Here is a 22,418-nt window from a genome sequence, read left to right on the forward strand (position 1 = left end):
ATCAGGCGGCGTTGGCCCCGGCGCGCAGCAGCATCCCGTAAAGGTCGCGGGGGTCGTCGGGGTCGGCGATCATGTCCAGCGGTTCGCTATAGGGGTGGGTTTTCAGGAGGTCGTGGACGTAGCGCAGCGCCGAGAAATCCTCGATCGCGAAGCCGACACTGTCGAAAAGCGTGATCTGGCGCGCGTCGCGGCGGCCCTTTGCGGCGCCGGTGAAGACCTGCCAAAGCTCGGTGACGGGGTGGTCGGGGGCAAGCTGCTGGATCTCGCCCTCGATCCGGGTCTGGGGCGGGTATTCGACGAAGATCGACGCGCGCATCAGGATGTCGCGGTGCAGTTCCGTCTTGCCGGGGCAATCGCCGCCGACCGCGTTGATATGGATGCCGGGGCCGACCATGTTGTCGGTCAGGATCGTGGCATATTGCTTGTCGGCGGTGCAGGTGGTGACGATCCCCGCGCCCTCCATCGCCTCTTCGGCGCTGCTGCATTGGGTGAGGGTCATACCGGACGCCTTTAGATTCCTTTCGCATTTCATAGTTGCGGCGGCGTCGATGTCGTAAAGCCGGAGATGGGTGACACCGCAGATCGCCTTGAAGGCCAGCGCCTGAAACTCCGCCTGCGCGCCATTGCCGATCAGCGCCATGGTGGTGGCGCCTGCGGGGGCCAGGTGCTTGGCGGCCAGAGCCGACATGGCGGCGGTGCGCAGCGCCGTCAGGATCGTCATCTCCGTCAGCAGCACCGGGTAGCCGGTATCGACCTCGGCCAGAAGGCCGAAGGCGGTGACGGTCTGAAGCCCGGCGCGGGTGTTCTTCGGATGGCCGTTGACGTATTTGAAGCCGTAAAGCTCCCCGTCCGAGGTGGGCATCAGTTCGATCACGCCAACGTCGGAATGGGAGGCGACGCGCGGGGTCTTGTCGAAGCTTTCCCAGCGACGGAAATCGGCCTCGATATAGCCGGCGATGGCGCGCATCATCTCTTCAGGTCCGATCTGAAGGACGAGGCGCATCATGTTGTCAACGCTGACGAAAGGGACGATATTCAGGGTCATCCGAAGCTCCGTGTCGGGCGGTCGAACACCTTGCGGCCCATCAGCGACCCGACGAGTTCGACCATGAGACGCGCGGTCCGCCCGCGTTCGTCAAGGAAGGGGTTGAGTTCGACGAGGTCGAGCGAGGTGACAAGCCCGCTTTCGTGCAGATGCTCCATCACCAGATGCGCCTCGCGAAAGGTGGTGCCGCCGGGGACGGTGGTGCCGACGGCAGGCGCGATGGCGGGGTCGAGGAAATCGACGTCGAGCGAGACATGGAGGAGGCCATTGGCGGCCCGCACCCCGTCGAGGAAGGCGCGCAGGGGGGCGACGATGCCCTGTTCGTCCAGCACCCGCATGTCGCAGATCGTCATGTCGCTTTCCAAAAGCCCCGCATGTTCCGCCGGATCGACCGAGCGGATGCCGTAAAGGCAGATGCGGTCAGCCGGGACCGGGGCCGGGAAGGGCGGGAAGGCGTCAAAGCCGGGGCGGCCCGCGATATAGGCCACCGGCGTGCCGTGCAGGTTGCCGGACTGCGTCGTCAGCGGCGTGTGGTAATCCGAATGCGCGTCGAGCCAGAGGACGAAAAGCGGCCGCCCCAAGGCCTTCGCATGGGCCGCGACACCGGCCACGGTGCCAAGCGACAGCGAATGGTCGCCGCCCATGAAGATCGGCAAGCCCTGCGCCATCGCCGCTTCCGCCCGCGCGGCCAGCGCGCGGGTCCAGGCGACGGTTTCGGCAAGGTGGTGGACGGCGGGGTTGGGGCAGGTGACCTCGGGCAGCGGGCCGGGGGTGACGTCGCCCCAGTCGTCGCTTTCCACCCCAAGCTCGGCCAGGCTGCGGGCAAGGCCCGCGACGCGGAAGGCGGCGGGACCCATCAGGCAGCCTTCGCGCTTCTGGCCGCTGTCGATGGGGGCGCCGATCAGAATCGGTTTGGGTCGCATTGGGGGAACTCCTGTCGCTTCGGTCAAAGAATGCTGTCGGAATGCGAAGGTTGTAAGCGCATCTTTTGTCGCTATGGTGAGGAGATTAAGCAAACCGAAGGGGCAAAGCGCCGAAATGGACAGTACCGACCAGAACCTGATTTCCGCGCTGCGCCGCGACGGGCGGGCCTCGCTCTCGGAACTTTCCGCCAGCCTCGGCCTGTCGCGGACGACGGTGCGGGCGCGGATGGACCGGCTGATCGCGGGCGGGGAGATTCAGGGTTTTACCGTCGTCACGCGCGGCGATGTGACGGCGATGCCGGTGCGCGGGCTGATGATGATCGGGATCGAGGGGCGCGGTGCGGAACGCATCATGGCGCGCATCACCGGCCTGCCGGAGGTGCTGGCGGTGCATTCCACCAATGGCCGCTGGGACCTGATCGCCGAGATCGGCGCGCGCACGCTTGAGGACTTCGACGCGGTCCTGTTCCGTATCCGCGGCTTCGACGGCGTCAGTTCCAGCGAAACCAGCCTGATGCTGACGACGCGCCGCGCCGGGCGGCGTTAGGCGCGCCGGGCGGCCGCGATCCAGATCGCGGCGAGGATCACCGACAGGATCGCGTTCCAGGTCGCCATCGACAGGCCCACGAAGCTCCACGCGATGTCGTCGCAGCGCACCAGCGGCGCGGTCATGATCTGGCCCAAGAGATCGCCGGTCGAGGAGCTTAGCGCATCGCCCGAGGTGCAGGTCGTCGGACCCTTCCACCAGCCCTGTTCGACCCCGGTATGATAAACGCCAAGCCCCCCGGTCGTCAGTGCCGCCAGCGCGCCCGCCCAAGGCAGCCAGCGCAGCCCGGTCAGGACCGCCAGCGCCCCGATCGCGATCACCGCGCCATGGGGCCAGCGCTGCCAGAGGCAGAGCTTGCAGGGCGGGTAGCCGAGCATCTGGAAGAAGAACGCGCCCAGCAGCATCGCGGCCGAGCCACCCACCGCCAGAAGGATTAGCCGATTGCGTGTCACAGGTATTTCACCAGGAAGAATCCGCCGATCAGGATGACCATGAACAGCGTGAACATAAGGCCAAGCCGCCTTTCGATGAAATCACGGATCGGTGCGCCGAATTGCCACAAAAGCCCGGCCACGACGAAGAAGCGCAGGCCGCGTGCGACGATGGAGGCGACGATGAAGACCGGCAGCGACAGCCCGGTCCAGCCCGACATGATGGTGATGACCTTGAAGGGGAAGGGCGTCACCCCCGCCACCAGCACCGCCCAGGCGCCGTATTCGTTGAACTTCTGGGCAAAGACCTCCCCCGCCTCGGCCTTGCCGTAGAAATCGAGGATCGGCTGGCCGACGGTGTCGAACAGGACCGCACCGATGAAATAGCCAAAGAGCCCGCCGAGGACCGAGGTCACCAGCGCCACGGTCGCGATCAGCCAGGCGCGCGAGGGCCGCGCGATGATCATCGGGATCATCAGGATGTCAGGCGGGATCGGAAAGAAGGAGCTTTCGATGAAAGAGATGATGCCAAGCGCCACAAGGGCATTCGGACTGTCGGCAAGCCTGAGCGTCCAGTCGTAAAGGGGTCGGATCATGGTGCCTGCCTTTGCAATTCGCGGCCCTTAAAGCGTTTCGGGTTTGCGTTGAGAAAGCAAGTATCAGAATTCGAACGAAATAAGGTCGAATTCTGAGTCAGTGTAAACCCGAAATGCTATAGGCCATGCGCATTTCCGCAGGTCAAGCGGAACACGCTTCCAACCGGTGGAGTTGTCGGGGTATCGTGCGATTGTTCAGCGGGAACAGGTCAATCCGGGGGTGGAGATGAGGTGGCAGGGCCGTCGTGGCAGCAGCAATATCGAGGATCGTCGCGGCATGAGCCGGGGCGCCGCCGTGGGTGGGGGCGGTCTGGGCCTTGTCGTCGTGGCGCTTCTGGTCTGGGCGCTTGGCGGCGATCCGATGGCGGTTCTCCAGCAGGGCGGCGGCCAGATCGGCACCTCGGGCGATGTAGAGATCACCGAGGCCGACCAGCAGGCGGCTGAGTTCGTGTCGGTCACGCTGGCCGATACCGAGGAGGTCTGGGGCAACATCTTCCAGAACCAGCTTGGCGGCGCCTATGCCCCGGTGACGCTGGTGCTTTACAAGCAGGTGACGCAATCGCCCTGCGGCAGCGCCTCGGGCGCGACGGGGCCGTTCTATTGCCCGGTCGACAAGAAGGTCTATCTGGACACCGATTTCTTCGTCACCCTGTCGCAACGGATGGGCGCGGGCGGCGATTTCGCGGCGGCCTATGTCGTGGCCCATGAGGTCGCCCATCATGTTCAGGATGAGCTTGGGATTCTCGGCAAGGTCAACAGCATTCGCCAGCGGTCGGGCGAGGCGGAGTCCAATGCGCTCTCAGTTCGGATCGAGTTGCAGGCCGATTGCCTTTCGGGGGTCTGGGCGCGCAACGCGGCGGAGACGTTCGGCTCCATCGAGCAGGGCGACATTGCCGAGGCGATGAACGCCGCCGCGCGGATCGGCGACGACACGCTTCAGCGCGAGGCGGGGCGGCGGCCGATGCCGGACAGCTTCACCCATGGCACCTCGGAACAACGCCAGCGCTGGTTCGCGACCGGCTACAAGGCGGGACAGATCGACGCCTGCGATACCTTCGGCGCGGCTGCGCTCTGAGGCGACGAAACCCCTTGTCAGGCTGATGGCGGACGGCTATTCCGCCCTCAGTGCCCGGGTGGCGGAATGGTAGACGCAGAGGTCTCAAACACCTCCGGTGCAAGCCGTGCGGGTTCGAGTCCCGCCCCGGGCACCACCTTGCTTCACAGCGACCGACAGCGGTGGCCCGCGTTGCCGCCGCGCACCGCTTGGGGCCGTTTGCCGCAAGGTCCGGCGCGGCTGTTGATTTATGCCAAAGCCCCGCGTACCCAGCCCTGAACACTCCGGGGGAGCCTGATTCATGGCCGAAAACGATCTAGAAGCCCGCCATCTTGAGACGCTCGACCGCGATCTTGGCCGCTTCTCGGCGCTGGAATCGGCGGCGAGCTATGCCGCCCGGCCGCTGGTCGCGCCGGGGATCGCGCTGGTCTTCATCGTGCTGGCGGGGCTTGGCGCGGCGCTTTTCTTCGGCCAGACCAACCATACGCTGATCGTGGTCGTGGCAGCCGCCTTCGGGGCCTATATGGCGCTGAACATCGGGGCGAATGATGTGGCGAACAACATGGGTCCGGCGGTGGGGGCGAATGCGCTGACCATGACCGGCGCCATCGTGATCGCCGCGATTTTCGAGACGGGCGGCGCGCTGATCGCCGGGGGCGACGTGGTCTCGACCATCTCCAAGGGGATCGTGACGCCCGACAGCATGGCCAATACGACGATCTTCGTCTGGGCGATGATGGCGGCGCTGCTGTCCTCGGCGCTTTGGGTGAACCTTGCCACATGGATCGGGGCGCCGGTCTCCACCACCCATTCGGTCGTCGGCGGCGTCATGGGGGCGGGCATCGCCTCGGCCGGCGTGGCGGCGGTCAACTGGCCGGTGATGGGGACGATCGCGGCAAGCTGGGTGATCTCACCGCTTCTGGGCGGGCTGATCGCGGCGGCGTTCCTGTGGTTCATCAAGTCTCGGATCATCTTTCAGGAGGACAAGATCGCGGCGGCGCGGAAATGGGTGCCGATGCTGGTTGGCATCATGGCCGGGGCCTTTGCCGCCTATCTGGCGCTGAAAGGGCTGAAGCATCTGGTCAAGATCTCCTTCGGGACGGCGCTGCTGATCGGCCTTGGCGCGGGGCTTCTGACCTGGGTCGCCATGATCCCCGTCATCCGCCGTCAGTCCGAGGGGCTGGAGAATCGCAACAAGTCGCTGAAGGTGCTGTTCGGGGTGCCGCTGGTGATCTCGGCGGCCCTGCTGAGCTTTGCCCATGGCGCCAATGACGTCGCCAACGCGGTCGGCCCGCTGGCCGCCATCGTGCAGGCGACGAAATCGGGCGGGCTGGCGGATGCGGTCTCCATCCCGCTTTGGGTCATGCTGATCGGGGCTTTCGGGATTTCCTTCGGGCTTTTCCTCTTCGGGCCAAAGCTGATCCGCATGGTCGGCAGCCAGATCACCAAGCTGAACCCGATGCGCGCCTATTGCGTGGCGCTGTCGGCGGCGATCACGGTGATCGTGGCAAGCTGGCTGGGCCTGCCGGTCAGCTCCACCCATATCGCCGTCGGTGCGGTCTTTGGCGTCGGCTTCTTCCGCGAATGGGATGCCGAGCGGCGGCTGAAGGCGGCGCGGGCGGAGATGCCCGATACCGCGCCCGTGGCGCCCGAGGAACGGCGGCGGCGCAAGCTTGTCCGGCGGTCGCATGTCCTGACCATCGCGGCGGCCTGGGTCATCACCGTGCCTGCGGCGGCGCTTCTGTCGGCGGCGATCTTCCTGACGATCCGCGCGGCGGCGGGGTAGGGCAGTCGGCCCCAAGCGTTGAGCCGGGGCGGCGAGGGGCGCGCAGCGCCGGGCCACGGCGCGGCGATCCGACCTTGCTGCATCGCGCTTTATGCCAGCCAGCACCCTCCGACATCGGTGTTCGGCGGGACATCGGCCAAATCGCCGGGCCTGGGGGTGGCCCGGCGATGCGCGGCGGCGCGGGGCGCCGCTGTTTCGCGCGAGTGAAGGCGCAGGGGTTTATGGCGGCACCGTCCCGGACTTGATCCGGGACCTCGGGCGCCCGAAGAAGAGGTCCCGGATCAAGTCCGGGATGCCGAAGCACGAGGCCCTCCCGCCCCGCCTCAGTCCAGCACGACCAGCGCGTGACGCTTGCGGCCCGCGGTCAGCTTCACCGGTTCGGCCAGTTCGCCAGCGCCGATCATCTGACCGGCATCCATGACCAGATCGTCGTTCAGCCGCGCGCCGCCCTCGGCGATCAGCCGTTTCGCGTCCTTGCCCGACTTTGACAGGCCCGAGCGCACGAAAAGCTGCGCCACGCTGATCCCGTCGGCGACATCGGCGGCCGAAAGCGTCAGCGTCGGCAGATCGTCGCCGACGCCGCCCTTCTCGAAGACCTCGCGCGCCGTCGCCTCGGCCGCCTCGGCCGTCGCGCGGCCATGGCAAAGGGCGGTGACCTCATTGGCCAGCACCACCTTGGCCTGATTGATCTCGGACCCTTGCAGCGCGCCCAGACGCTCGCACTCCGCAAGGTCAAGTTCGGTATAAAGCTTCAGGAACCGGCCCACATCGGCGTCGGTCGTATTGCGCCAGAACTGCCAGAACTCATAGGGCGACAGCATGTCTTCGTTCAGCCAGATCGCGCCCGACTGGCTCTTGCCCATCTTCTTGCCGTCCGAAGTGGTCAGAAGCGGCGAGGTCAGCCCATAGATCTCATGGTCCAGCACCCGGCGCGTCAGGTCGATGCCGTTGACGATATTGCCCCACTGATCCGACCCGCCCATCTGCAACAGGCAGCCATAGCGGCGGTTCAGCTCAAGGAAATCATAGGCCTGAAGGATCATGTAGTTGAATTCGAGGAAGGAGAGCGACTGCTCCCGGTCGAGCCGCGATTTCACGCTCTCGAAGCTCAGCATCCGGTTGACCGAGAAATGCCGCCCGATGTCGCGCAGGAAATCGAGGTAGTTCAACCCGTCAAGCCATTCGGCGTTGTTCAGCATCAGCGCGGGCGTTTCGGCCCCGTAATCGAGGTATTTGGCAAAGACCCGGCGGATGCCTTCGATATTGTCGTCGATCTGCGCGGGGGTCAGCAGCGGACGCTCCTCGGCGCGAAACGACGGATCGCCGACCTTGGTCGTGCCGCCGCCCATGAGCGTGATCGGCTGATGCCCGGTCTTCTGCAACCAGCGCAGCATCATGATCTGGATCAGCGAGCCCACATGCAGCGACTTCGCCGTCGCGTCAAAGCCGATATAGGCCGGCACCACGCCCTTGGCCAAAGCCTCATCCAGACCCTGATAATCGGTGCAGTCGGCCAGAAAGCCGCGTTCGATCATCACGCGCATGAAGTCGGATTTCGGGTGGTAGGTCATATCGGCCTCGTCCATTCTCAACGCGCCCGCTATACCGGCGGGAAGGTGCAAGGGGAAGGGCATGTTGAAACCGGGTGCGGTCTGGGCCTTGGGAACGATGTCGGGGACCTCTCTCGACGGGGTGGATGCGGCGCTTCTGAAGACCGATGGCGAGGCGATCCTTGCCTTCGGGGACAGCGCCTACCGGCCCTATGCCGCATCCGAACGCGCGGTGCTGCGTGCCGCGCTGGGGCATTGGCCGGGCGAGGCGGGCGTGGAAGAGGCGGCGGAGGTCGTGGAAACCGCCCATGCCGCGCTGATGGCATCCCTCGCCGCCAAGGCCGATCTGGCGGGGTTTCACGGCCAGACGCTGGCCCATGACCCGCGCGGGCGCGGCACCCATCAGGCGGGCGACGGTGCGGTTCTGGCCGAGATCCTGAACCTGCCGGTGGTCTGGGATTTCCGCTCGTCCGACGTGGAGCTGGGCGGGCAGGGCGCGCCGCTGGCCCCCTTCTACCACTTCGCCTGCGCGAAATGGATCGGCGCCACCGACCCGGTCGCCTTCCTCAACCTCGGCGGCGTCGGCAACCTGACATGGCTCGACCCCGCCATGCCCGCGCCCGAAAGCCCCGGCGCCTGCCTCGCCTTCGACACCGGCCCGGCGAACGCCCCCATCGACGACCTTCTGCGCGCCCGCATGGGGGCGGAGCGGGACGAAGGCGGCGCGCTGGCCCGGAGCGGCCGGGTGGAGGCGGCGATCCTCGACCGCCTGCAAGACCAGTCCTATTTCCGCAAGATGCCGCCCAAATCGCTCGACCGGCAGGATTTCCACTGGCTTCTGGAGGCGGTCGCGGACCTCTGCGACTCCGATGCCGCCGCGACCCTGACCGCCGCCGCCGCCACCTCGGTCGTGCTGGGGACCGAACATTTCCCCAAACCCGTCTCAAGGCTTCTGGTCACCGGCGGCGGGCGCCACAACCCGGTGATGATGGAGATGATCGCCGCAGGCATGGACTGCCCGGTGGACCCGGTGGAGGCGGTCGGCCTGGACGGCGACATGCTTGAGGCGCAGGCCTTCGCCCATCTCGCGGTGCGCGTCGCGCGCGGGCTGCCCACGTCCTGCCCCGGCACCACGGGCGTGGCGGCGGCGGTGGGCGGCGGGCGGATCAGCCGCCCCGCGCGCTGACCCGCGATGCCGCGCGGGCATTGCGCGCCTGCAACAGCATCGCGCCCGAATAGATCGCCAGCGCCGCCCAGATCAGCGGAAAGGCGATGGCCTGCGCCGGCCCGAAGGGCTCGTGAAAGACGAAGACGGCGGTCAGGAAGATCATCGTCGGCGCGATATATTGCATCACCGCGATGGTCGTCAGCTTCAACCCCTTGGCCCCGTTGGCGTAAAGCATCAGCGGTATGGCCGTGACCGCGCCGCAACCGATCAGGATCCATGTGTCGAACGGCACCCCTTGGGCGAAATGGCTTTCCCCCCGCGCCGACAGGTAGATCAGATAGCCAAGCGCGAAGGGTGTGAGCAGGATGACCTCAAGCGTGAATCCCTGATTGGGGCCGATGGGCAGCTGCTTCTTGAAAAAGGCGTAAAACCCCCAGGTCAGCGTCAGCCCGACCGCCACGACCGGGATGCTGCCGGTATCGACGGTCAGGATCACCACCGCGGCGGCGGCGAGCGCGATGGCCAGCCATTGCGCGCGGCTCACCTTTTCGCGCAGCAGCACCGCGCCGAGGAAGATCGAGAAAAGCGGGTTGATGTAATAGCCAAGGGCCGCGTCCAGCGCATGGCCCGCCCCGATGGCCCAGACATAGATGCCCCAGTTCATCGAGATGATCGCCGCCGTCAGCGCGGCCATCGCCAGCATCCGCGGCGTTTTCAGCGCATGGCGCAGGTCCGCGGTGCGCCCGGTCGCGATCAGCACCACCAGCGCGAAGGGCAGCGACCAGATCGCCCGGTGGGCGATCACCTCCACTGGCGGAATATGCGCCAACGCCTTCATGTAAAGCGGCAGGAACCCCCAGAGGAGATAGGCCGACATCGCGTAAAGAAAGCCCGAAAGGCTGTCCCCGGAGGGGGCGGTCGCGATGGGGCGGTCTGACATGGCGGGGTCCTTCTGCGCGACCTTCCCGTACCAGAAGCCGCGCGGGGCCTCCATCGCGCGATTGTCACCGCTACATTCGGGCGGGCCGCGGAACCTCACCGCCCCGGTATGTCGAAGCCCGCAGGCGCCAGATCGAACCCCTCGAAGCGGAAGCCGGGGGAGACGGTGCAACCGACCAGCGTCCAGTCGCCGGTGCTGCGTGCCGCCTGCCAGTGATGGGCGGGGACGATGATCTGTGGCGCGTCCCCGGACAATAAGTCTGGTCCAAGGCGATTGTCCTCGACCGGACCTATATCCGTTGCCGAAATCGACAAGATCAGGGGCGATCCGGCATAATAGTGCCAGATCTCGACCGCATCGACCCGGTGCCAATGGCTCCGCTCGCCCGCTTTCAGCAGGAAATAGATGCAGGTGCCGAAGGCGCGGGGGGCCTCGTTCCCCGCCCAGGTCTGCCTGTACCAGCCGCCTTCGGGATGCGGTTGAAGGCCCAAAGCGCGAATAATTTCACCAGCTTGCATGGCAATTCATCCTTTCCCCCGTCCGGGCGCGCCCCGGACCTCATCTCTTGAGATGGATCAATGCGCATCGCGGCGGCGGGGGTCAACATCGCGCAGACCCTGCCGAAGAAGGAATGGCCCATGCCCGAAAGCGCCCCGCAAACCGCCCTGATCCGCGAATCCTTCGACGAATTGCGCAGCCGCCTCGCGCCCGCTTCGGTCAATTTCTACAACGCGCTCTTTGCCCGCGCGCCGCATCTGCGCAAGCTGTTCCGCGACGATCTGGCGGGGCAGGGGATGCGCTTCATGTCGACGCTGGGCTATATCATCGAGAATATCAACCGGACCGACGAACTGACCGACCGGCTGTCGGAAATGGGCCGTATCCACGCCATCATGGGCATCCGCGCCGCCGATTTCGAACCGATGGGCGAGGCGCTGATGGACACATTCCGCGAAGAACTCGGCCCCCGTTTCACGCCCGAGGTCGAGGCGGCCTGGCGCGCGGCCTATGCCGACCTGTCGAACCGGATCATCGCGCTGGGGGAGATCTCCTGACAGGCAGGGGATGCTGACGCCGCGGGCGCGGCGCCAGCCGTCGTGGCTTACGATTTCAGGATCGAGCGCCCGGCATAGGCGGCGGTTTCGCCCAGCATTTCCTCGATGCGGATCAACTGGTTATACTTCGCCAGCCGGTCCGACCGCGCGAGCGAGCCGGTCTTGATCTGCCCGCAATTCGTGGCGACGGCGAGGTCGGCGATGGTCGCGTCCTCCGTCTCACCCGAACGGTGCGACATCACGGACGTATAGCGCGCCCGATCGGCCATGCGCACGGCATCCAGCGTCTCGGTCAGGGTGCCGATCTGGTTGACCTTCACCAGCAGCGAGTTGGCGCAACCCTGCTTGATCCCGTCCGCCAGACGCGCGGGGTTGGTGACGAAGAGGTCGTCGCCGACCAACTGGCACCGGGCGCCAAGCTTGTCGGTCAAAAGCTTCCAGCCCGCCCAGTCATCCTCGGCGCAGCCATCCTCGATCGAGATGATCGGATAGTCCTTCACCAGCGCGGCGAGGTAATCGACATTCTCTTCCGGCGACAGGGTTTTCCCTTCCCCGGAAAGGACATATTGGCCGTCCTTGAAGTACTCGGTCGAGGCGCAGTCAAGCGCCAGATAGATATCCTCACCCGGCTTGTACCCGGCCTTGCCGATGGCCTTCAGGATGAAATCCAGCGCGTCGCGGGTCGAGGACAGGTTGGGGGCAAAGCCGCCCTCATCGCCGACGCCGGTGGCCAGACCCGCCGCCGACAGTTCCTTTTTCAGCGTATGGAAGACCTCGGACCCCATGCGCACGGCCTCGCGGATGTTCTCCGCGCCGACGGGCATGATCATGAATTCCTGGATGTCGATCGGGTTGTCGGCATGTTCGCCGCCGTTGATGATGTTCATCATCGGGACCGGCAGCACATGGGCCGAGGTGCCGCCGACATAGCGGTAAAGCGGCTGGGTGGTGAAATCGGCGGCAGCCTTGGCGACGGCAAGGGAAATGCCGAGGATCGCGTTGGCGCCCAGACGGCCCTTGTTGGGCGTCCCGTCGATCTCGATCATCGTGCGGTCGATGGCGACCTGTTCGGTGGCGTCGAAGCCGACGATGTTTTCGGCCAGTTCGCCGTTCACCGCCGCGACCGCCTCAAGCACGCCCTTGCCCATGTAGCGCGCCTTGTCGCCGTCGCGCTTTTCCACCGCCTCATGCGCGCCGGTCGAGGCGCCCGAGGGGACGGCGGCGCGGCCCATGGAGCCGTCTTCAAGGATCACGTCCACCTCGACGGTGGGGTTGCCGCGGCTGTCGAGGATTTCGCGCGCGTGGATGTCGATGATTGTGCTCATGGGTGAAACCCTCTCCCGTGGAAATGTCGCGCCTTCCCTACACCAGCTTGGCGGAAATGGGAACGGTGGCGGTAGCGCTAACGGTGCGGTCGCGGCGAATTACGCCCCGGCAGCGGGGCGGCGGCGCAACCGGGCCTCGCGCGCCAGCGTGTAAAGGCCCGATCCGATGACGATCCCGGCGCCGATCAGGGTCCAGAGATCGACGCTTTCGTCAAAGACCGCGATGCCAAGGATCAGCGCGAAGATGATGCGCGAATAGCGAAACGGGGTGACGACGGCGACGTCGCCGATCCGCATCGCGGCGATGATCGCGTAATAGGCCGCAACGCCGACCACCGCCGTCATCGCCATCATGCCCAGGTTCCGGGCGCTGACCGGCTGCCAGCCGCCCTGAAACTGCAACAGGACCGCGCCGGCGGGCATGACGGCGAGAAAGCCGTAAAACGCCATCACCAGCGAGGCGACATGGGCCGGTGCCGTCCGCGTGGCAAGGTCGCGCGCGGCCAGAAGGACCACCGCCGCCACGGCGAGGAGCGAGGCGGGCTGAAACCCCTCCGCCCCCGGACGCACGATGATGAGGACCCCGGCGAGGCCCACCGCGATGGCGGTCCAGCGCCGCCAGCCGACCGGCGCGCCAAGGACGACCGCCGCCCCCAGCGTCACCACCAGCGGCGTCGCCTGAAGGATCGCCGAAGCGATGGACAGCGGCGCGAGGATGAAGGCGGAGACATAGCAGACGGTCCCCAGCATCTCGCTGGCATTGCGCACCACGACCGAGCGCTGAAAGATCGCCGGGCCGACAAGCGTCAGGCCCCGCGCCCATGCCATCGCGGCAAAGATCGTGGCCCCCATCAGGGAGAGCAGCACAAGGATCTGGCCCGAGGGCAGGCTGGCGGCGGTCAGCTTGATCAGCGTGTCCTCGACCGCGAACCCGGCCATCGAGGCCACCATAAGGGCGATGCCGCGCAGATTTTCCATGCGTGTCCTCAAGGAAAAGGGCGCGCCGGACGGCCGCCCATGGGCCAAGACCTAGAGGATTTGCGCGAGGTGGGGAAGGGCGGGGCCGGGTGATTCCCGATGCGGGCGGCCTTGCGGGCGGGGATTCGGTCGACCTACCTCTGCTAGGCGGGTGTCAAGGCATAAAACACCGCATATTGTGGCCTCACCTAGGCTGTCGCGGCGTTTATTTTGCCGATTTGCGGGCCGGAACGGCACAATCCGGGTGACGCGGCAGGGTGCTTTCGGCTACGATCCACGGCATCGGACACGGGGCGGGTGCGCTCGCCCCCGACGGCGCTCAGGCCACAGGCGAGAACACCGGGCGGTAAACACAGAGCCTGAGCGGCGAAACTTCAGATGGGGGCGAAAGCCCCCTTTTTCTTGCCCGCTTCGTCCCCAACGTCCCTCACGTCACAATCGGCGGAAAGCCGCGCCCACCCCTTGCAGGCGGCAGGCGAAGGGGCCACATATGGCGTGACGCCGGAGATCACCGCGCGTGTCCCTAGTGGAGTGGAATGTGACGATGAAACACCTTGTCCTTGCGCTTGGCGCGATCTCTGCCCTTGGCGTGGCCCCGGCCTTTGCCCAGACCGTGGTCAGCGACACCGACGGCAACGGCACCTATTCCTTCGAGGAGCTTCAGGCAGCCTATCCCGACCTCAAGCAAGGTACCTTCTCCGACATGGACGTGAACGGCGACGGTGAGATTGACGCGGATGAGCTTCAGGCCGCGCGCGAAAACGGTACCATCGGCGCCTGATCCCGGACGACCCCGACATTCGAACCCCGGTGCGTCCGCAAACGCGCCGGGGTTTTTCATGTCCGCCCGTCCGGGTCACCCGGGCCTTGCGCGCCTCAGACGCCGCGCGACAGGGCCGCGACGCCGGTGCGGGCCACGTCGATCAGGCCAAGCGGGCGCATCAGATCGGCGAAGGCGTCGATCTTCGAAGGCGTCCCGGTCATCTCGAAAACGAAGCTTTCCAGCGTGCTGTCCACCACATTGGCGCGGAAGATCTCGGCCAGACGCAGCGCCTCGATCCGCTTTTCGCCGGTCCCCGCGACCTTGAACAGCGCCAGCTCCCGTTCCACGCTGGCACCCTCGACCGTCAGGTCATGCACCTCATGGACCGGCACCAGCCGACCCAACTGCGCCTTGATCTGGTCGATGACCGAGGGCGTGCCGCGCGTTACGATGGTGATGCGCGAGCGGTGGCCCGCATGGTCGACCTCGGCCACCGTCAGGCTGTCGATATTGTAGCCCCGGCCCGAGAAAAGCCCGATCACGCGCGCCAGCACGCCCGCCTCGTTATCGACCAGGACGGCAAGGGTATGGGTCTCATTCGCCTGCGCATGGGGATCGCGCAGGTCATAGGCGGAGTGGCTGGTCGAGCCCTTCTTGATGTTCAGTGCGGACATTCTTGCCTCTTTCTCGGTCATGTGTCGCGTTTGGCCGGGGCCGGGCCTAGCCCTTTTCCGGGCAGGTCCAGTCGGTCACGGTGAAATAGCTTTCGGGGTAAAGCCGCGCCTCGGTGATCTTCAGGACATAGTCGTCGTTGAAGCGGTTGATATATTCCCAGACCACCTTGCCGGAAGCGTCGATCTGGAAGGCGCGGCCCGCCTCGAATTCGGTGATGAGGAAGCCGCCCGCCGGGACCGGGTCGATCTTGCCGCGAATGACGCTTAGCATCTCTTCGCCGGGGCGGTCGCCATAGACCCTTGTATAGCGGCCGGTGGCCGGATCGACCATGCCGACCTCGGTGACGAAGGGCGCCTTGGGGTCGAAACGGTCGTAGGTGTTCAGGCTGTTGCGATAGGTGTTGTTGTTGAACATCGCGATCTGCCCGTTGGGCAGGAATTCCGGGTCGTGCTGGCGCCGCCAGGGTCCGGTCTGGTGCCATTTCACCCGCCATGTGTCGGGGTCCACCACCGCCAGCATGTTGTATTTGCGGAAGGAAATCAGCAGATCGCCCGCCTTGAACATTGGGAAGGCGGGGGCAAGCGCGGGGGGCAGTTCCTCGATCTTGTTGACGTGGAGAAGATCGGAATGGCCCCCCTCTCCGGCCCAGAAGCTTTCGCCCGTCGCTGTCAGAACGGGTTCAAGACCGCTGTCATAGAGAAGCCGCATGATCGAATGTTCCTCGATCACCCGGCCGTCTTCCGAGACATGCTGGACCGTGTCGTCGGAAAACGCGCCCTTTGGCTGTTTCAGCGTGAAGGGCGGAAACTGGTCTTCCGGGGCGGGGCTTCCGGCGGCGAAGTAGCGCCGACCGGGGACCCAGAAACCGCCCTCGGCCGCGCGTTCGACGGAATGGTGGCCGGGGCGGTGCAGCGTCCAGATCGGGTCGCCGCAGCGCGAAATGCGCACCGTGCCGACATATTCGTAGTTGAACGTGACCGAGCCGTCCGGCTCGATCACCGCGCCGTGGATGTCGACATTGCGGTCGGTCTTCGGCGCGCGATTGCCGACATAGTCCAGATCGGTGATGTAACGGCTGAGCGGCACCGGCCAGTCGGCCACCACCGTGCCGTCGCGGCGCATCAGGCGGATGCCGGTCTGGCCGTCGAAGAAGCTGGTCAGAAGGACAAGTTCGCCATCCGCGCCGACCTGATTGACCGTCACCCCCGCGCCCGGCTTGCGCGAGGGGCGGATGAAGGTTTCCGGCAGGTCGGTATCCATCTGGCCCGGCAGTTCGCGCAGGACCTGCTTGAATTCCGACTTCACGGTCTGCACCGCCCGGTAGGCGAAGTTCTTGCGGTCGGCCGAATAGACGCCCGCCAGGAAGCTGGCCCCCACGACAAGCAGGGGGGCCGCAACCCAGAAGGCCCGGCGCGCGAAGGCATCTGATTTCGGCGCTTTCACAGTCCCGCTCCCTTTCGGTCTGGGCGTGACATGGCCCGTTACACCAGAACCGCGCCGCCCGCCTGAATCGCGCCCTCGGTCGAGGCGTCACCCAGAAGCATCTCGTTATGCGGTTTGCCCGACGGTATCATCGGGAAGCAGTTTTCATGCTTCTCGACCAGCACGTCGAGGATGTAAGGCCCGTCATAGTCGAGCATCGCCATGATCGCGTCGTCGAGGTCCTTGGGGCTGTCCACCTTGGCGCCCTTGCAGCCGAAGGCCTCGGCCAGTTTGGCAAAATCGGGCAGGCTTTCGGACCAGGAATGCGAATACCGCTCACCATGCAGCAATTGCTGCCACTGGCGCACCATGCCAAGGCGTTCGTTGTTCAGGATGAACTGCTTGACCGGCGCGCGGAACTGCACCGCGGTCCCCATTTCCTGCATGTTCATCAGCCAGGACGCCTCACCCGCGACGTTGATGACAAGGCTGTCGGGATGGGCGATCTGCACCCCGATAGAGGCGGGCAGGCCATAGCCCATGGTCCCAAGGCCGCCAGAGGTCATCCAGCGGTTCGGCGCCTCGAAGCCAAGGAACTGCGCCGCCCACATCTGGTGCTGGCCGACCTCGGTCGTGACATAGCGGTCGCGGTCCTTGGTCAGCGCCTCAAGCCGTTCCAGCGCGTATTGCGGCTTGATCGTCTTGTCGGACCCCTTGTAGGACAGGCAGTTCTTCAGCTTCCACTGTTCGATCTGCCCCCACCATTTCGCCAGCGCCTCCTTGTTGGTCTTGCGCCCGCGCGCCTTCCAGACCTTCAGAAGGTCTTCCAGCACATGGCCGACATCGCCGACGATGGGCAGGTCGACATGGATCACCTTGTTGATCGAGGACGGGTCGATATCGACATGGGCCTTCTTCGATTTCGGGCTGAAATCGGCGATCCGTCCGGTGATGCGGTCGTCGAAGCGCGCGCCGAGGTTGATCAGCAGGTCGCAGCCATGCATGGCCAGGTTGGCCTCATAAAGCCCGTGCATCCCCAGCATGCCGATCCAGTTCTTGCCCGATGCCGGATAGGCGCCCAGCCCCATCAGGGTGGAGGTGACCGGAAAGCCCGTCGCATCGGCCAGTTCGCGCAAAAGCTGGCTTGCCGCGGGGCCGGAATTGATGACCCCGCCGCCGGTATAAAGAACCGGCCGTTCCGCCCGCTCGATCATCGCGGCAAGGTCGGTGATGCCCTCGATATCGCCCTTCACCTTGGGCTGGTAATGGCTGACCTTCGCCTGTTTCGGCCCCTGATAGGTGCCGGTGGCGAATTGCACGTCCTTCGGGATGTCGATCAGCACCGGGCCGGGGCGGCCGTGGGTGGCGACATGGAAGGCCTGGTGAAGCGTCTCGGCCAGCTTGTCGGTGTCCTTGGCCAGCCAGTTATGCTTGGTGCAGGGGCGGGTGATGCCGACGGTGTCGGCCTCCTGAAAGCCATCCGTGCCGATCATGAAGGTCGGCACCTGTCCGGTCAGCACGACAAGGGGGATCGAATCCATCAGCGCGTCGGTCAGGCCGGTGACCGCATTGGTCGCGCCGGGGCCTGAGGTCACCAGAACGACGCCGGGCTTGCCGGTGGACCGGGCATAGCCCTCGGCCATGTGGACCGCGCCCTGTTCGTGGCGCACAAGGATGTGGCGAATGTCGTTTTGCTGGAAGATCTCGTCATAGATCGGTAGCACGGCGCCGCCGGGATACCCGAAGACCACCTCGACGCCCTGATCCTTGAGCGCCTGAACCACCATCTTCGCACCGGTCATCTGCCGCGACATCGTCTGAAGTCTCCATTCATTCCTGCTTCAGTAACAAAAAGCCCCGGACCTGATCCGGGGCGCATGGGAACCGTTATGGTCTACCGTCACCGGCCCATGCGCGTCTTTTCTACAAGTACGAGGATCGGAGCCATTGCCCGAGGGTCCTTTTGCTGCTGCGCAGCGGACATTAGGCAGGCTTTGAAGGGGCGTCAACCGGCAAAATCGGGAATAAAATGTCGCAGGGGTGGCGGTGGTGGCTATTTTAATTGCGTGAGGCGGTCATCCGACGAAAGCTTTGCGAATTTGGGTCAGGCCAGAAGCACCATGTAGGCGGCATAGCCCGCCAGCAGGACCGCGCCCCCCGCGCGCCCGACCTGGCCGGGGCGGATCGCGAACCACAGCATCGCCAGAATCGCCGCCACCGCCACCCCCATGTCGAGATGGGCAAAGCGCGGATCGACGGGGATCGGCTCAACAATCGCGGTGATGCCAAGGATGCCGAGGATGTTGAAGATGCAGGAACCGACGATATTGCCCACCGCGATCTCCGAATGCCCGCGCAGGGCCGCCATGGCCGAGGTCGCGAGTTCGGGCAGAGAGGTGCCGATGGCGACGATGCTGAGGCCGATCACCGCCTCGGAGACGCCGAAATCCCGCGCGATCTCGCTGGCGCTTTCGACCAGCAGCTTCGCCCCGATGATGAGGACGACCAGACCGCCAAGCGCGATCAGCGGGCTGAGGCCGAGCGCGGCCGACGGCACGTCAAGCGCCTCATGCTCCACCTCCTTGCCCGCGCGGATGCTGACGGCGAGATAGATCAGAAGTGCGGCCACCAGCCCGATCCCCTGCCAGCGAAAGACCATGCCGCCAAAGAGGATGCCCCAAAGGACAAGGCTCGCCGCCACGACGACGATGAAATCGCGTTTCGTGCGTTCAAAGGAAATTGGCACCGGCAGGACCAGCGCCGTCAGGCCAAGGATCAGCAGCACATTGGCGATGTTCGACCCGATCACATTGCCGATGGCGATGTCCGGCGCCCCGGCCAGCGCCGCCTGGACCGAAACCAGAAGCTCGGGCATCGAGGTGCCGAAACCAACGACGGTCAGCCCGATGATCAGTGGCGGGATCACCAGCCGCTGCGCGATACCGACCGAGCCGCGCACAAGAAACTCACCCCCCAGGAACAGACCGACCAGCCCGAGGACGAAAAGCACATAAACCACGACAGATTCCCTTTTGGTTGCAGCCTTACTTCGGGGCTGACGCGGATTTTGCAAGGCCCCGTGGCGTCAGGGCGTGGATTTCCCACGCGGCAGGAACGCGACGGATGGACAATCCCGGCACCCCGCGACAAGGATCGCGGGTCACCGGACGCGAGGAGGCGGCAATGACCCCGGAAACGCTGCGCTATGCCACGATCATGCTGGCCGCCGGGGTCGGCATCCCGATCCTTGCCGCGCTGAACGCCCAGTTGGGCGGGCGCATCGGCTCCCCCGCCGCCGCGGCCGTGATCCTGTTCGCGGTGGCGTTCTTTGGCTCGGCCCTGGTGATGGTGCTGACCGGCGGGACCGGGGCGCTGGCGGCCGCGCCCGGACAGCCGCCGAAGCTTTTCCTCGGCGGGCTTTTCGTAGCCTTCTACGTCCTTTCCGTCACCTGGGTCGCGCCGCGCTTCGGCCTTGGCAACGCGATCACCTGCGTGTTGCTGGGACAGCTTCTGTCGGCCGCGGTGATCGACCAGTTCGGCCTGATGGGCGCGATGGTGCGCGAGGTGACGCCGATGCGGGCGGCGGGTTTGGCCCTGATGGCAATCGGCGTCTTTTTTACGCAACGCGGCTGACGCGCGCGCGCTTGACGCTGGGTCACGGGCGGGTGCGATCCCTAAGTCTGGACAGTGGGTTAGGGGCGTGTAAAGTGCTGCCATCTGTGGCGGCCACCCAAGGTCGCCCGCAACCGGGAGGTACAATATGGATCGTCGTTCATTCCTCACCAAGGCCGCCATCGGCGGCGGCGCGGCGGCTGCCGCGACCGCGCTTGCCGCGCCGGCCGTGGCGCAGGGCATGCCGAAAGTCACCTGGCGCATGACCTCGTCTTTCCCGAAATCGCTCGACACGATCTATGGCGGGGCCGAGGTGCTGTCGAAGATGGTCAGCGAGGCCACCGACGGCAACTTCACCATCCAGGTCTTCGCGGCTGGTGAGATCGTTCCGGGCGGCGCCCCCGCGCAGGAGGCCGTCACCGACGGCTCGGTCGAGGCCTGCCACACGGTCGGCTATTACAGCTTCGGCAAGGATCCCACCTTCGCGCTGGCGGCGGCGGTTCCCTTCTCGCTGAACGCGCGCGGCACGAACGCCTGGCAGTACCATGGCGGCGGCATCGACCTTTATAACGAATTCATGGCCGGTCATAACATCGTCGCCTATCCGGGCGGCAATACCGGTGTGCAGATGGGCGGCTGGTTCCGTAAGGAAATCAACACGCTCGACGACATGAAGGGCCTCAAGATGCGGGTCGGCGGCTTTGCCGGGCGCGTGATGGAAAAGCTCGGCGTCGTGCCGCAGCAGATCCCCGGCGGCGACATCTATCCGTCGCTGGAAAAAGGCACCATCGACGCGGCCGAATGGGTCGGCCCCTATGACGACCAGAAGCTCGGCTTCTACAAGGTCGCGCCCTATTACTACTATCCCGGCTGGTGGGAAGGCGGGCCGACGGTCCACTTCTTCTTCAACAAGGGCAAGTTCGAGGAACTGCCGGCGGCCTACCAGTCGCTTCTGCGCTCTGCCGCGCAGGCGACCGATGCCGACATGCTTCAGAAATACGACTACCTGAACCCGGCGGCGATCAAGGAACTGGTGGCGAATGGCGCGCAGCTGCGTCCCTTCAGCCAGGAGATCCTCGAAGCCTGCTTCAACGCCGCGAATGAGGTCTATGCCGAGATGGAGGCGACCAACGCCCCCTTCAAGAAGATCTGGGAATCGATCAAGGCGTTCCGCAACGACTACTACCTCTGGACCCAGGTGGCGGAATACAACTACGACACCTTCATGATGATCCAGCAGCGCAACGGCAAGCTCTGATCGTCTGATCCGTTCGACAGGGAAACCCCGCGGGCCACGATGCCCGCGGGGTTTTTCTTTGCCCGCGCATCGGCGGATATCTGCCAGTTTGGCAGGGTCCGCGCGTTGTTGCCGCCGTTTCGTCATGTTACGTTAGGGTTAACACCGTCGCGGCGGACCCCGCGCGACGCTTTGGTGACGGCGCCGGGAAAACGGGCCGACCCCGACAATCCCCCTTTGATTTGAAGAGTATGCGTTATGGCCATTACAACCAACAGACTGATCGAGCTTGCCATCACCGGCGACCCGACCGCCGCGCTGATCGGGGCGACCTGGTCCTTTTCCGGCGGCGACCTGCTGACCGAGGTGGATGCTGCGATGGATGCCGGGGTGACGGGGACGACCGGCATCATGCAGCCGGGCGACCTGATCGACCTTGACGGCAACGGCACCTATGAAGGCACCTATCAGGGGCGCTTCAACTACACCGGGTCGACCTTCCATCTGGGCGACGGGTCCACGGTCAGCGGCACGATCAACATCATCGAGGTGACGGTCGGCGGCACCTCGCAGTATTATATGATGGTCAATGACTCGCTTGCCGCCGATCTGGACGGCAAGAACCTGTCCTCGGTGACTTTCGGGTCGAGTTTCGCCACCTCGCCCAATACCGACGGCTTCAATTTCGATGACGCGACCAGCTACGAACTGGTCTGTTTCGCGCGCGGCACGATGATCGCCACCGACCGGGGGGAGCGTCCGGTCGAGGATCTGGTCGCGGGCGACAGGGTGCTGACCCGCGACAACGGCCATCAGGTGATCCGCTGGACCGGGTCGCGCGTGGTCCCCGCCAGGGGGCGCTTCGCCCCGGTCGTCTTTCTGGCCGACGCGGTCGGCAATACCAAGACGATGCGGCTGAGCCAGCAGCACCGCGTCCGCCTCGGCGGCGCGCTGGTCGAATTGAACTTCGGTTGCTCATCGGTTCTGGCCCCGGCGCAGGCGCTTGTGAACGGGCATAATGTCTTTCGCGAGGAGGGTGGCGAGATCGAGTATTTCCATATCCTTCTCGACCGGCATGAGATCGTGCAAAGCGACGGCGCCTGGACCGAAAGCTATCTGCCGACGGCGCGCACGCTCAGCGTTCAGGATGCGGCGACGCGGGATGAGATCCTTGATCTGTTCCCCGAACTCGACAATGGCGATGCCCGCCATGGCGACACCGCGCGCACCTGCCTGAAGTCGTGGGAGGCGCGGATCCTGGCCCCCGACATCGCCGCCGCGCCGGGGGAGTTCAGTTTCGTCTGACGCCCC

22 protein-coding genes and 1 tRNA gene are annotated in these 22,418 nt (G+C 65.5%); 10 read left to right on the plus strand and 13 right to left on the minus strand.

Going from position 1 to position 22,418, the window contains the following annotated elements; genetic code table 11:
• Position 1: 1 nt before the first annotated feature.
• Together LX70_RS00820 and rocF are read right to left on the minus strand one after the other, a co-directional pair.
• Positions 2-1,045 (minus strand): ornithine cyclodeaminase, encoded by a 1,044-nt coding sequence (locus LX70_RS00820; protein ID WP_105512646.1) that lies wholly within the window; start codon positions 1,043-1,045, stop codon positions 2-4.
• Positions 1,042-1,968 carry an arginase gene (rocF, locus tag LX70_RS00825; RefSeq protein WP_105512647.1) on the minus strand — a complete coding sequence of 309 codons (927 nt, stop codon included), beginning with the start codon at positions 1,966-1,968 and terminating at the stop codon, positions 1,042-1,044. The genes LX70_RS00820 and rocF overlap by 4 nt, the downstream gene beginning before the upstream one ends.
• A gap of 115 nt (positions 1,969-2,083) precedes the next feature.
• On the opposite strand from rocF, the gene LX70_RS00830 reads away from it, so the two are divergent.
• A complete protein-coding gene (locus LX70_RS00830) occupies positions 2,084-2,515 on the plus strand; it encodes an Lrp/AsnC family transcriptional regulator (protein ID WP_105512648.1) in 432 nt (143 codons plus the stop codon).
• Here the strand turns inward: LX70_RS00830 and LX70_RS00835 are convergent.
• Together LX70_RS00835 and LX70_RS00840 are read right to left on the minus strand one after the other, a co-directional pair.
• Positions 2,512-2,967 carry a disulfide bond formation protein B gene (locus LX70_RS00835; RefSeq protein WP_105512649.1) on the minus strand — a complete coding sequence of 152 codons (456 nt, stop codon included), beginning with the start codon at positions 2,965-2,967 and terminating at the stop codon, positions 2,512-2,514. The genes LX70_RS00830 and LX70_RS00835 overlap by 4 nt on opposite strands.
• Complete coding sequence (locus tag LX70_RS00840; protein ID WP_105512650.1) at positions 2,964-3,542, minus strand: YqaA family protein; 579 nt, start codon at positions 3,540-3,542, stop codon at positions 2,964-2,966. The genes LX70_RS00835 and LX70_RS00840 overlap by 4 nt, the downstream gene beginning before the upstream one ends.
• 226 nt (positions 3,543-3,768) lie before the next feature.
• Here LX70_RS00840 and ypfJ point away from each other — a divergent pair, with 226 nt between their 5' ends.
• The 3 genes from ypfJ (at position 3,769) to LX70_RS00855 (ending at position 6,382) form a co-directional block, all read left to right on the plus strand.
• A complete protein-coding gene (gene ypfJ / locus LX70_RS00845) occupies positions 3,769-4,617 on the plus strand; it encodes a KPN_02809 family neutral zinc metallopeptidase (RefSeq protein WP_105512651.1) in 849 nt (282 codons plus the stop codon).
• 52 nt (positions 4,618-4,669) lie between these two features.
• Positions 4,670-4,753: transfer RNA gene (locus LX70_RS00850), tRNA-Leu, on the plus strand.
• A gap of 144 nt (positions 4,754-4,897) precedes the next feature.
• Positions 4,898-6,382, plus strand: coding sequence for an inorganic phosphate transporter (locus LX70_RS00855; protein WP_105512652.1), 1,485 nt, complete (start codon positions 4,898-4,900; stop codon positions 6,380-6,382).
• A 323-nt stretch (positions 6,383-6,705) separates the two neighbouring features.
• Here the strand turns inward: LX70_RS00855 and tyrS are convergent, their stop codons facing one another.
• Positions 6,706-7,953, minus strand: coding sequence for a tyrosine--tRNA ligase (gene tyrS / locus LX70_RS00860; protein ID WP_105513528.1), 1,248 nt, complete (start codon positions 7,951-7,953; stop codon positions 6,706-6,708).
• A 61-nt stretch (positions 7,954-8,014) separates the two neighbouring features.
• Here tyrS and LX70_RS00865 point away from each other — a divergent pair, with 61 nt between their 5' ends.
• Positions 8,015-9,118, plus strand: a complete 1,104-nt coding sequence (locus LX70_RS00865) for an anhydro-N-acetylmuramic acid kinase (RefSeq protein WP_105512653.1) — start codon at positions 8,015-8,017, stop codon at positions 9,116-9,118.
• Here LX70_RS00865 and rarD read toward each other — a convergent pair.
• Both rarD and LX70_RS00875 read right to left on the minus strand, forming a co-directional pair.
• A complete protein-coding gene (gene rarD / locus LX70_RS00870; RefSeq protein ID WP_105513529.1) occupies positions 9,099-10,040 on the minus strand; it encodes an EamA family transporter RarD in 942 nt (313 codons plus the stop codon). The two genes, LX70_RS00865 and rarD, sit on opposite strands and share 20 nt — an antisense overlap.
• A gap of 95 nt (positions 10,041-10,135) precedes the next feature.
• Complete coding sequence (locus LX70_RS00875) at positions 10,136-10,558, minus strand: cupin domain-containing protein (protein WP_105512654.1); 423 nt, start codon at positions 10,556-10,558, stop codon at positions 10,136-10,138.
• Between the two features lie 60 nt (positions 10,559-10,618).
• On the opposite strand from LX70_RS00875, the gene LX70_RS00880 reads away from it, so the two are divergent.
• Positions 10,619-11,095, plus strand: coding sequence for a globin domain-containing protein (locus tag LX70_RS00880; protein WP_105512655.1), 477 nt, complete (start codon positions 10,619-10,621; stop codon positions 11,093-11,095).
• A 47-nt stretch (positions 11,096-11,142) separates the two neighbouring features.
• Here LX70_RS00880 and eno read toward each other — a convergent pair whose 3' ends face one another.
• Together eno and LX70_RS00890 are read right to left on the minus strand one after the other, a co-directional pair.
• Positions 11,143-12,420, minus strand: coding sequence for a phosphopyruvate hydratase (eno, locus tag LX70_RS00885; RefSeq protein WP_105512656.1), 1,278 nt, complete (start codon positions 12,418-12,420; stop codon positions 11,143-11,145).
• 99 nt (positions 12,421-12,519) lie between these two features.
• Positions 12,520-13,398, minus strand: coding sequence for a DMT family transporter (locus tag LX70_RS00890; protein WP_105512657.1), 879 nt, complete (start codon positions 13,396-13,398; stop codon positions 12,520-12,522).
• A 544-nt stretch (positions 13,399-13,942) separates the two neighbouring features.
• On the opposite strand from LX70_RS00890, the gene LX70_RS00895 reads away from it, so the two are divergent.
• Complete coding sequence (locus tag LX70_RS00895; RefSeq protein ID WP_105512658.1) at positions 13,943-14,179, plus strand: EF-hand domain-containing protein; 237 nt, start codon at positions 13,943-13,945, stop codon at positions 14,177-14,179.
• A 95-nt stretch (positions 14,180-14,274) separates the two neighbouring features.
• On the opposite strand, the gene ilvN is transcribed toward LX70_RS00895, so the two are convergent.
• The 4 genes from ilvN to LX70_RS00915 form a co-directional block, all read right to left on the minus strand.
• Positions 14,275-14,835 carry an acetolactate synthase small subunit gene (gene ilvN, locus LX70_RS00900; protein WP_105512659.1) on the minus strand — a complete coding sequence of 187 codons (561 nt, stop codon included), beginning with the start codon at positions 14,833-14,835 and terminating at the stop codon, positions 14,275-14,277.
• A gap of 46 nt (positions 14,836-14,881) precedes the next feature.
• Entirely contained in the window at positions 14,882-16,279 is a 1,398-nt protein-coding gene (locus tag LX70_RS00905; RefSeq protein WP_105512660.1) for an arylsulfotransferase family protein, read from the minus strand.
• 38 nt (positions 16,280-16,317) lie between these two features.
• Positions 16,318-18,072 carry an acetolactate synthase 3 large subunit gene (locus LX70_RS00910; RefSeq protein ID WP_105512661.1) on the minus strand — a complete coding sequence of 585 codons (1,755 nt, stop codon included), beginning with the start codon at positions 18,070-18,072 and terminating at the stop codon, positions 16,318-16,320.
• 290 nt (positions 18,073-18,362) lie between these two features.
• Positions 18,363-19,277: a calcium/sodium antiporter gene (locus LX70_RS00915; protein WP_105512662.1), complete on the minus strand. Its 915-nt coding sequence runs from the start codon at positions 19,275-19,277 to the stop codon at positions 18,363-18,365.
• Positions 19,278-19,441: 164 nt separating this feature from the next.
• Here LX70_RS00915 and LX70_RS00920 point away from each other — a divergent pair, with 164 nt between their 5' ends.
• From LX70_RS00920 to LX70_RS00930, 3 genes are all read left to right on the plus strand, one after another.
• Entirely contained in the window at positions 19,442-19,891 is a 450-nt protein-coding gene (locus tag LX70_RS00920; protein ID WP_105513530.1) for a DMT family transporter, read from the plus strand.
• A 127-nt stretch (positions 19,892-20,018) separates the two neighbouring features.
• Positions 20,019-21,128: a TRAP transporter substrate-binding protein gene (locus LX70_RS00925; RefSeq protein ID WP_105512663.1), complete on the plus strand. Its 1,110-nt coding sequence runs from the start codon at positions 20,019-20,021 to the stop codon at positions 21,126-21,128.
• A 237-nt stretch (positions 21,129-21,365) separates the two neighbouring features.
• Positions 21,366-22,412 (plus strand): Hint domain-containing protein, encoded by a 1,047-nt coding sequence (locus LX70_RS00930; protein ID WP_105512664.1) that lies wholly within the window; start codon positions 21,366-21,368, stop codon positions 22,410-22,412.
• The last annotated feature ends 6 nt before the right edge of the window (positions 22,413-22,418 follow it).

Origin of the sequence: Albidovulum denitrificans (assembly GCF_002973535.1) — a bacterium.
In the GTDB taxonomy this organism is placed as follows: domain Bacteria; phylum Pseudomonadota; class Alphaproteobacteria; order Rhodobacterales; family Rhodobacteraceae; genus Albidovulum; species Albidovulum denitrificans.

Excerpts from the sequence above, each read along its gene's own strand:
- LX70_RS00820 (WP_105512646.1), bottom strand. The coding sequence starts at position 1,045 with ATGACCCTGAATATCGTCCCTTTCGTCAGCGTTGACAACATGATGCGC.
- rocF (WP_105512647.1), bottom strand. The coding sequence starts at position 1,968 with ATGCGACCCAAACCGATTCTGATCGGCGCCCCCATCGACAGCGGCCAG.
- LX70_RS00830 (WP_105512648.1), top strand. The coding sequence starts at position 2,084 with ATGGACAGTACCGACCAGAACCTGATTTCCGCGCTGCGCCGCGACGGG.
- LX70_RS00840 (WP_105512650.1), bottom strand. The coding sequence starts at position 3,542 with ATGATCCGACCCCTTTACGACTGGACGCTCAGGCTTGCCGACAGTCCG.
- ypfJ (WP_105512651.1), top strand. The coding sequence starts at position 3,769 with ATGAGGTGGCAGGGCCGTCGTGGCAGCAGCAATATCGAGGATCGTCGC.
- LX70_RS00855 (WP_105512652.1), top strand. The coding sequence starts at position 4,898 with ATGGCCGAAAACGATCTAGAAGCCCGCCATCTTGAGACGCTCGACCGC.
- tyrS (WP_105513528.1), bottom strand. The coding sequence starts at position 7,953 with ATGACCTACCACCCGAAATCCGACTTCATGCGCGTGATGATCGAACGC.
- LX70_RS00865 (WP_105512653.1), top strand. The coding sequence starts at position 8,015 with ATGTTGAAACCGGGTGCGGTCTGGGCCTTGGGAACGATGTCGGGGACC.
- rarD (WP_105513529.1), bottom strand. The coding sequence starts at position 10,040 with ATGTCAGACCGCCCCATCGCGACCGCCCCCTCCGGGGACAGCCTTTCG.
- LX70_RS00875 (WP_105512654.1), bottom strand. The coding sequence starts at position 10,558 with ATGCAAGCTGGTGAAATTATTCGCGCTTTGGGCCTTCAACCGCATCCC.
- LX70_RS00880 (WP_105512655.1), top strand. The coding sequence starts at position 10,619 with ATGCGCATCGCGGCGGCGGGGGTCAACATCGCGCAGACCCTGCCGAAG.
- eno (WP_105512656.1), bottom strand. The coding sequence starts at position 12,420 with ATGAGCACAATCATCGACATCCACGCGCGCGAAATCCTCGACAGCCGC.
- LX70_RS00890 (WP_105512657.1), bottom strand. The coding sequence starts at position 13,398 with ATGGAAAATCTGCGCGGCATCGCCCTTATGGTGGCCTCGATGGCCGGG.
- LX70_RS00895 (WP_105512658.1), top strand. The coding sequence starts at position 13,943 with ATGAAACACCTTGTCCTTGCGCTTGGCGCGATCTCTGCCCTTGGCGTG.
- ilvN (WP_105512659.1), bottom strand. The coding sequence starts at position 14,835 with ATGTCCGCACTGAACATCAAGAAGGGCTCGACCAGCCACTCCGCCTAT.
- LX70_RS00910 (WP_105512661.1), bottom strand. The coding sequence starts at position 18,072 with ATGTCGCGGCAGATGACCGGTGCGAAGATGGTGGTTCAGGCGCTCAAG.
- LX70_RS00920 (WP_105513530.1), top strand. The coding sequence starts at position 19,442 with ATGACCCCGGAAACGCTGCGCTATGCCACGATCATGCTGGCCGCCGGG.
- LX70_RS00925 (WP_105512663.1), top strand. The coding sequence starts at position 20,019 with ATGGATCGTCGTTCATTCCTCACCAAGGCCGCCATCGGCGGCGGCGCG.
- LX70_RS00930 (WP_105512664.1), top strand. The coding sequence starts at position 21,366 with ATGGCCATTACAACCAACAGACTGATCGAGCTTGCCATCACCGGCGAC.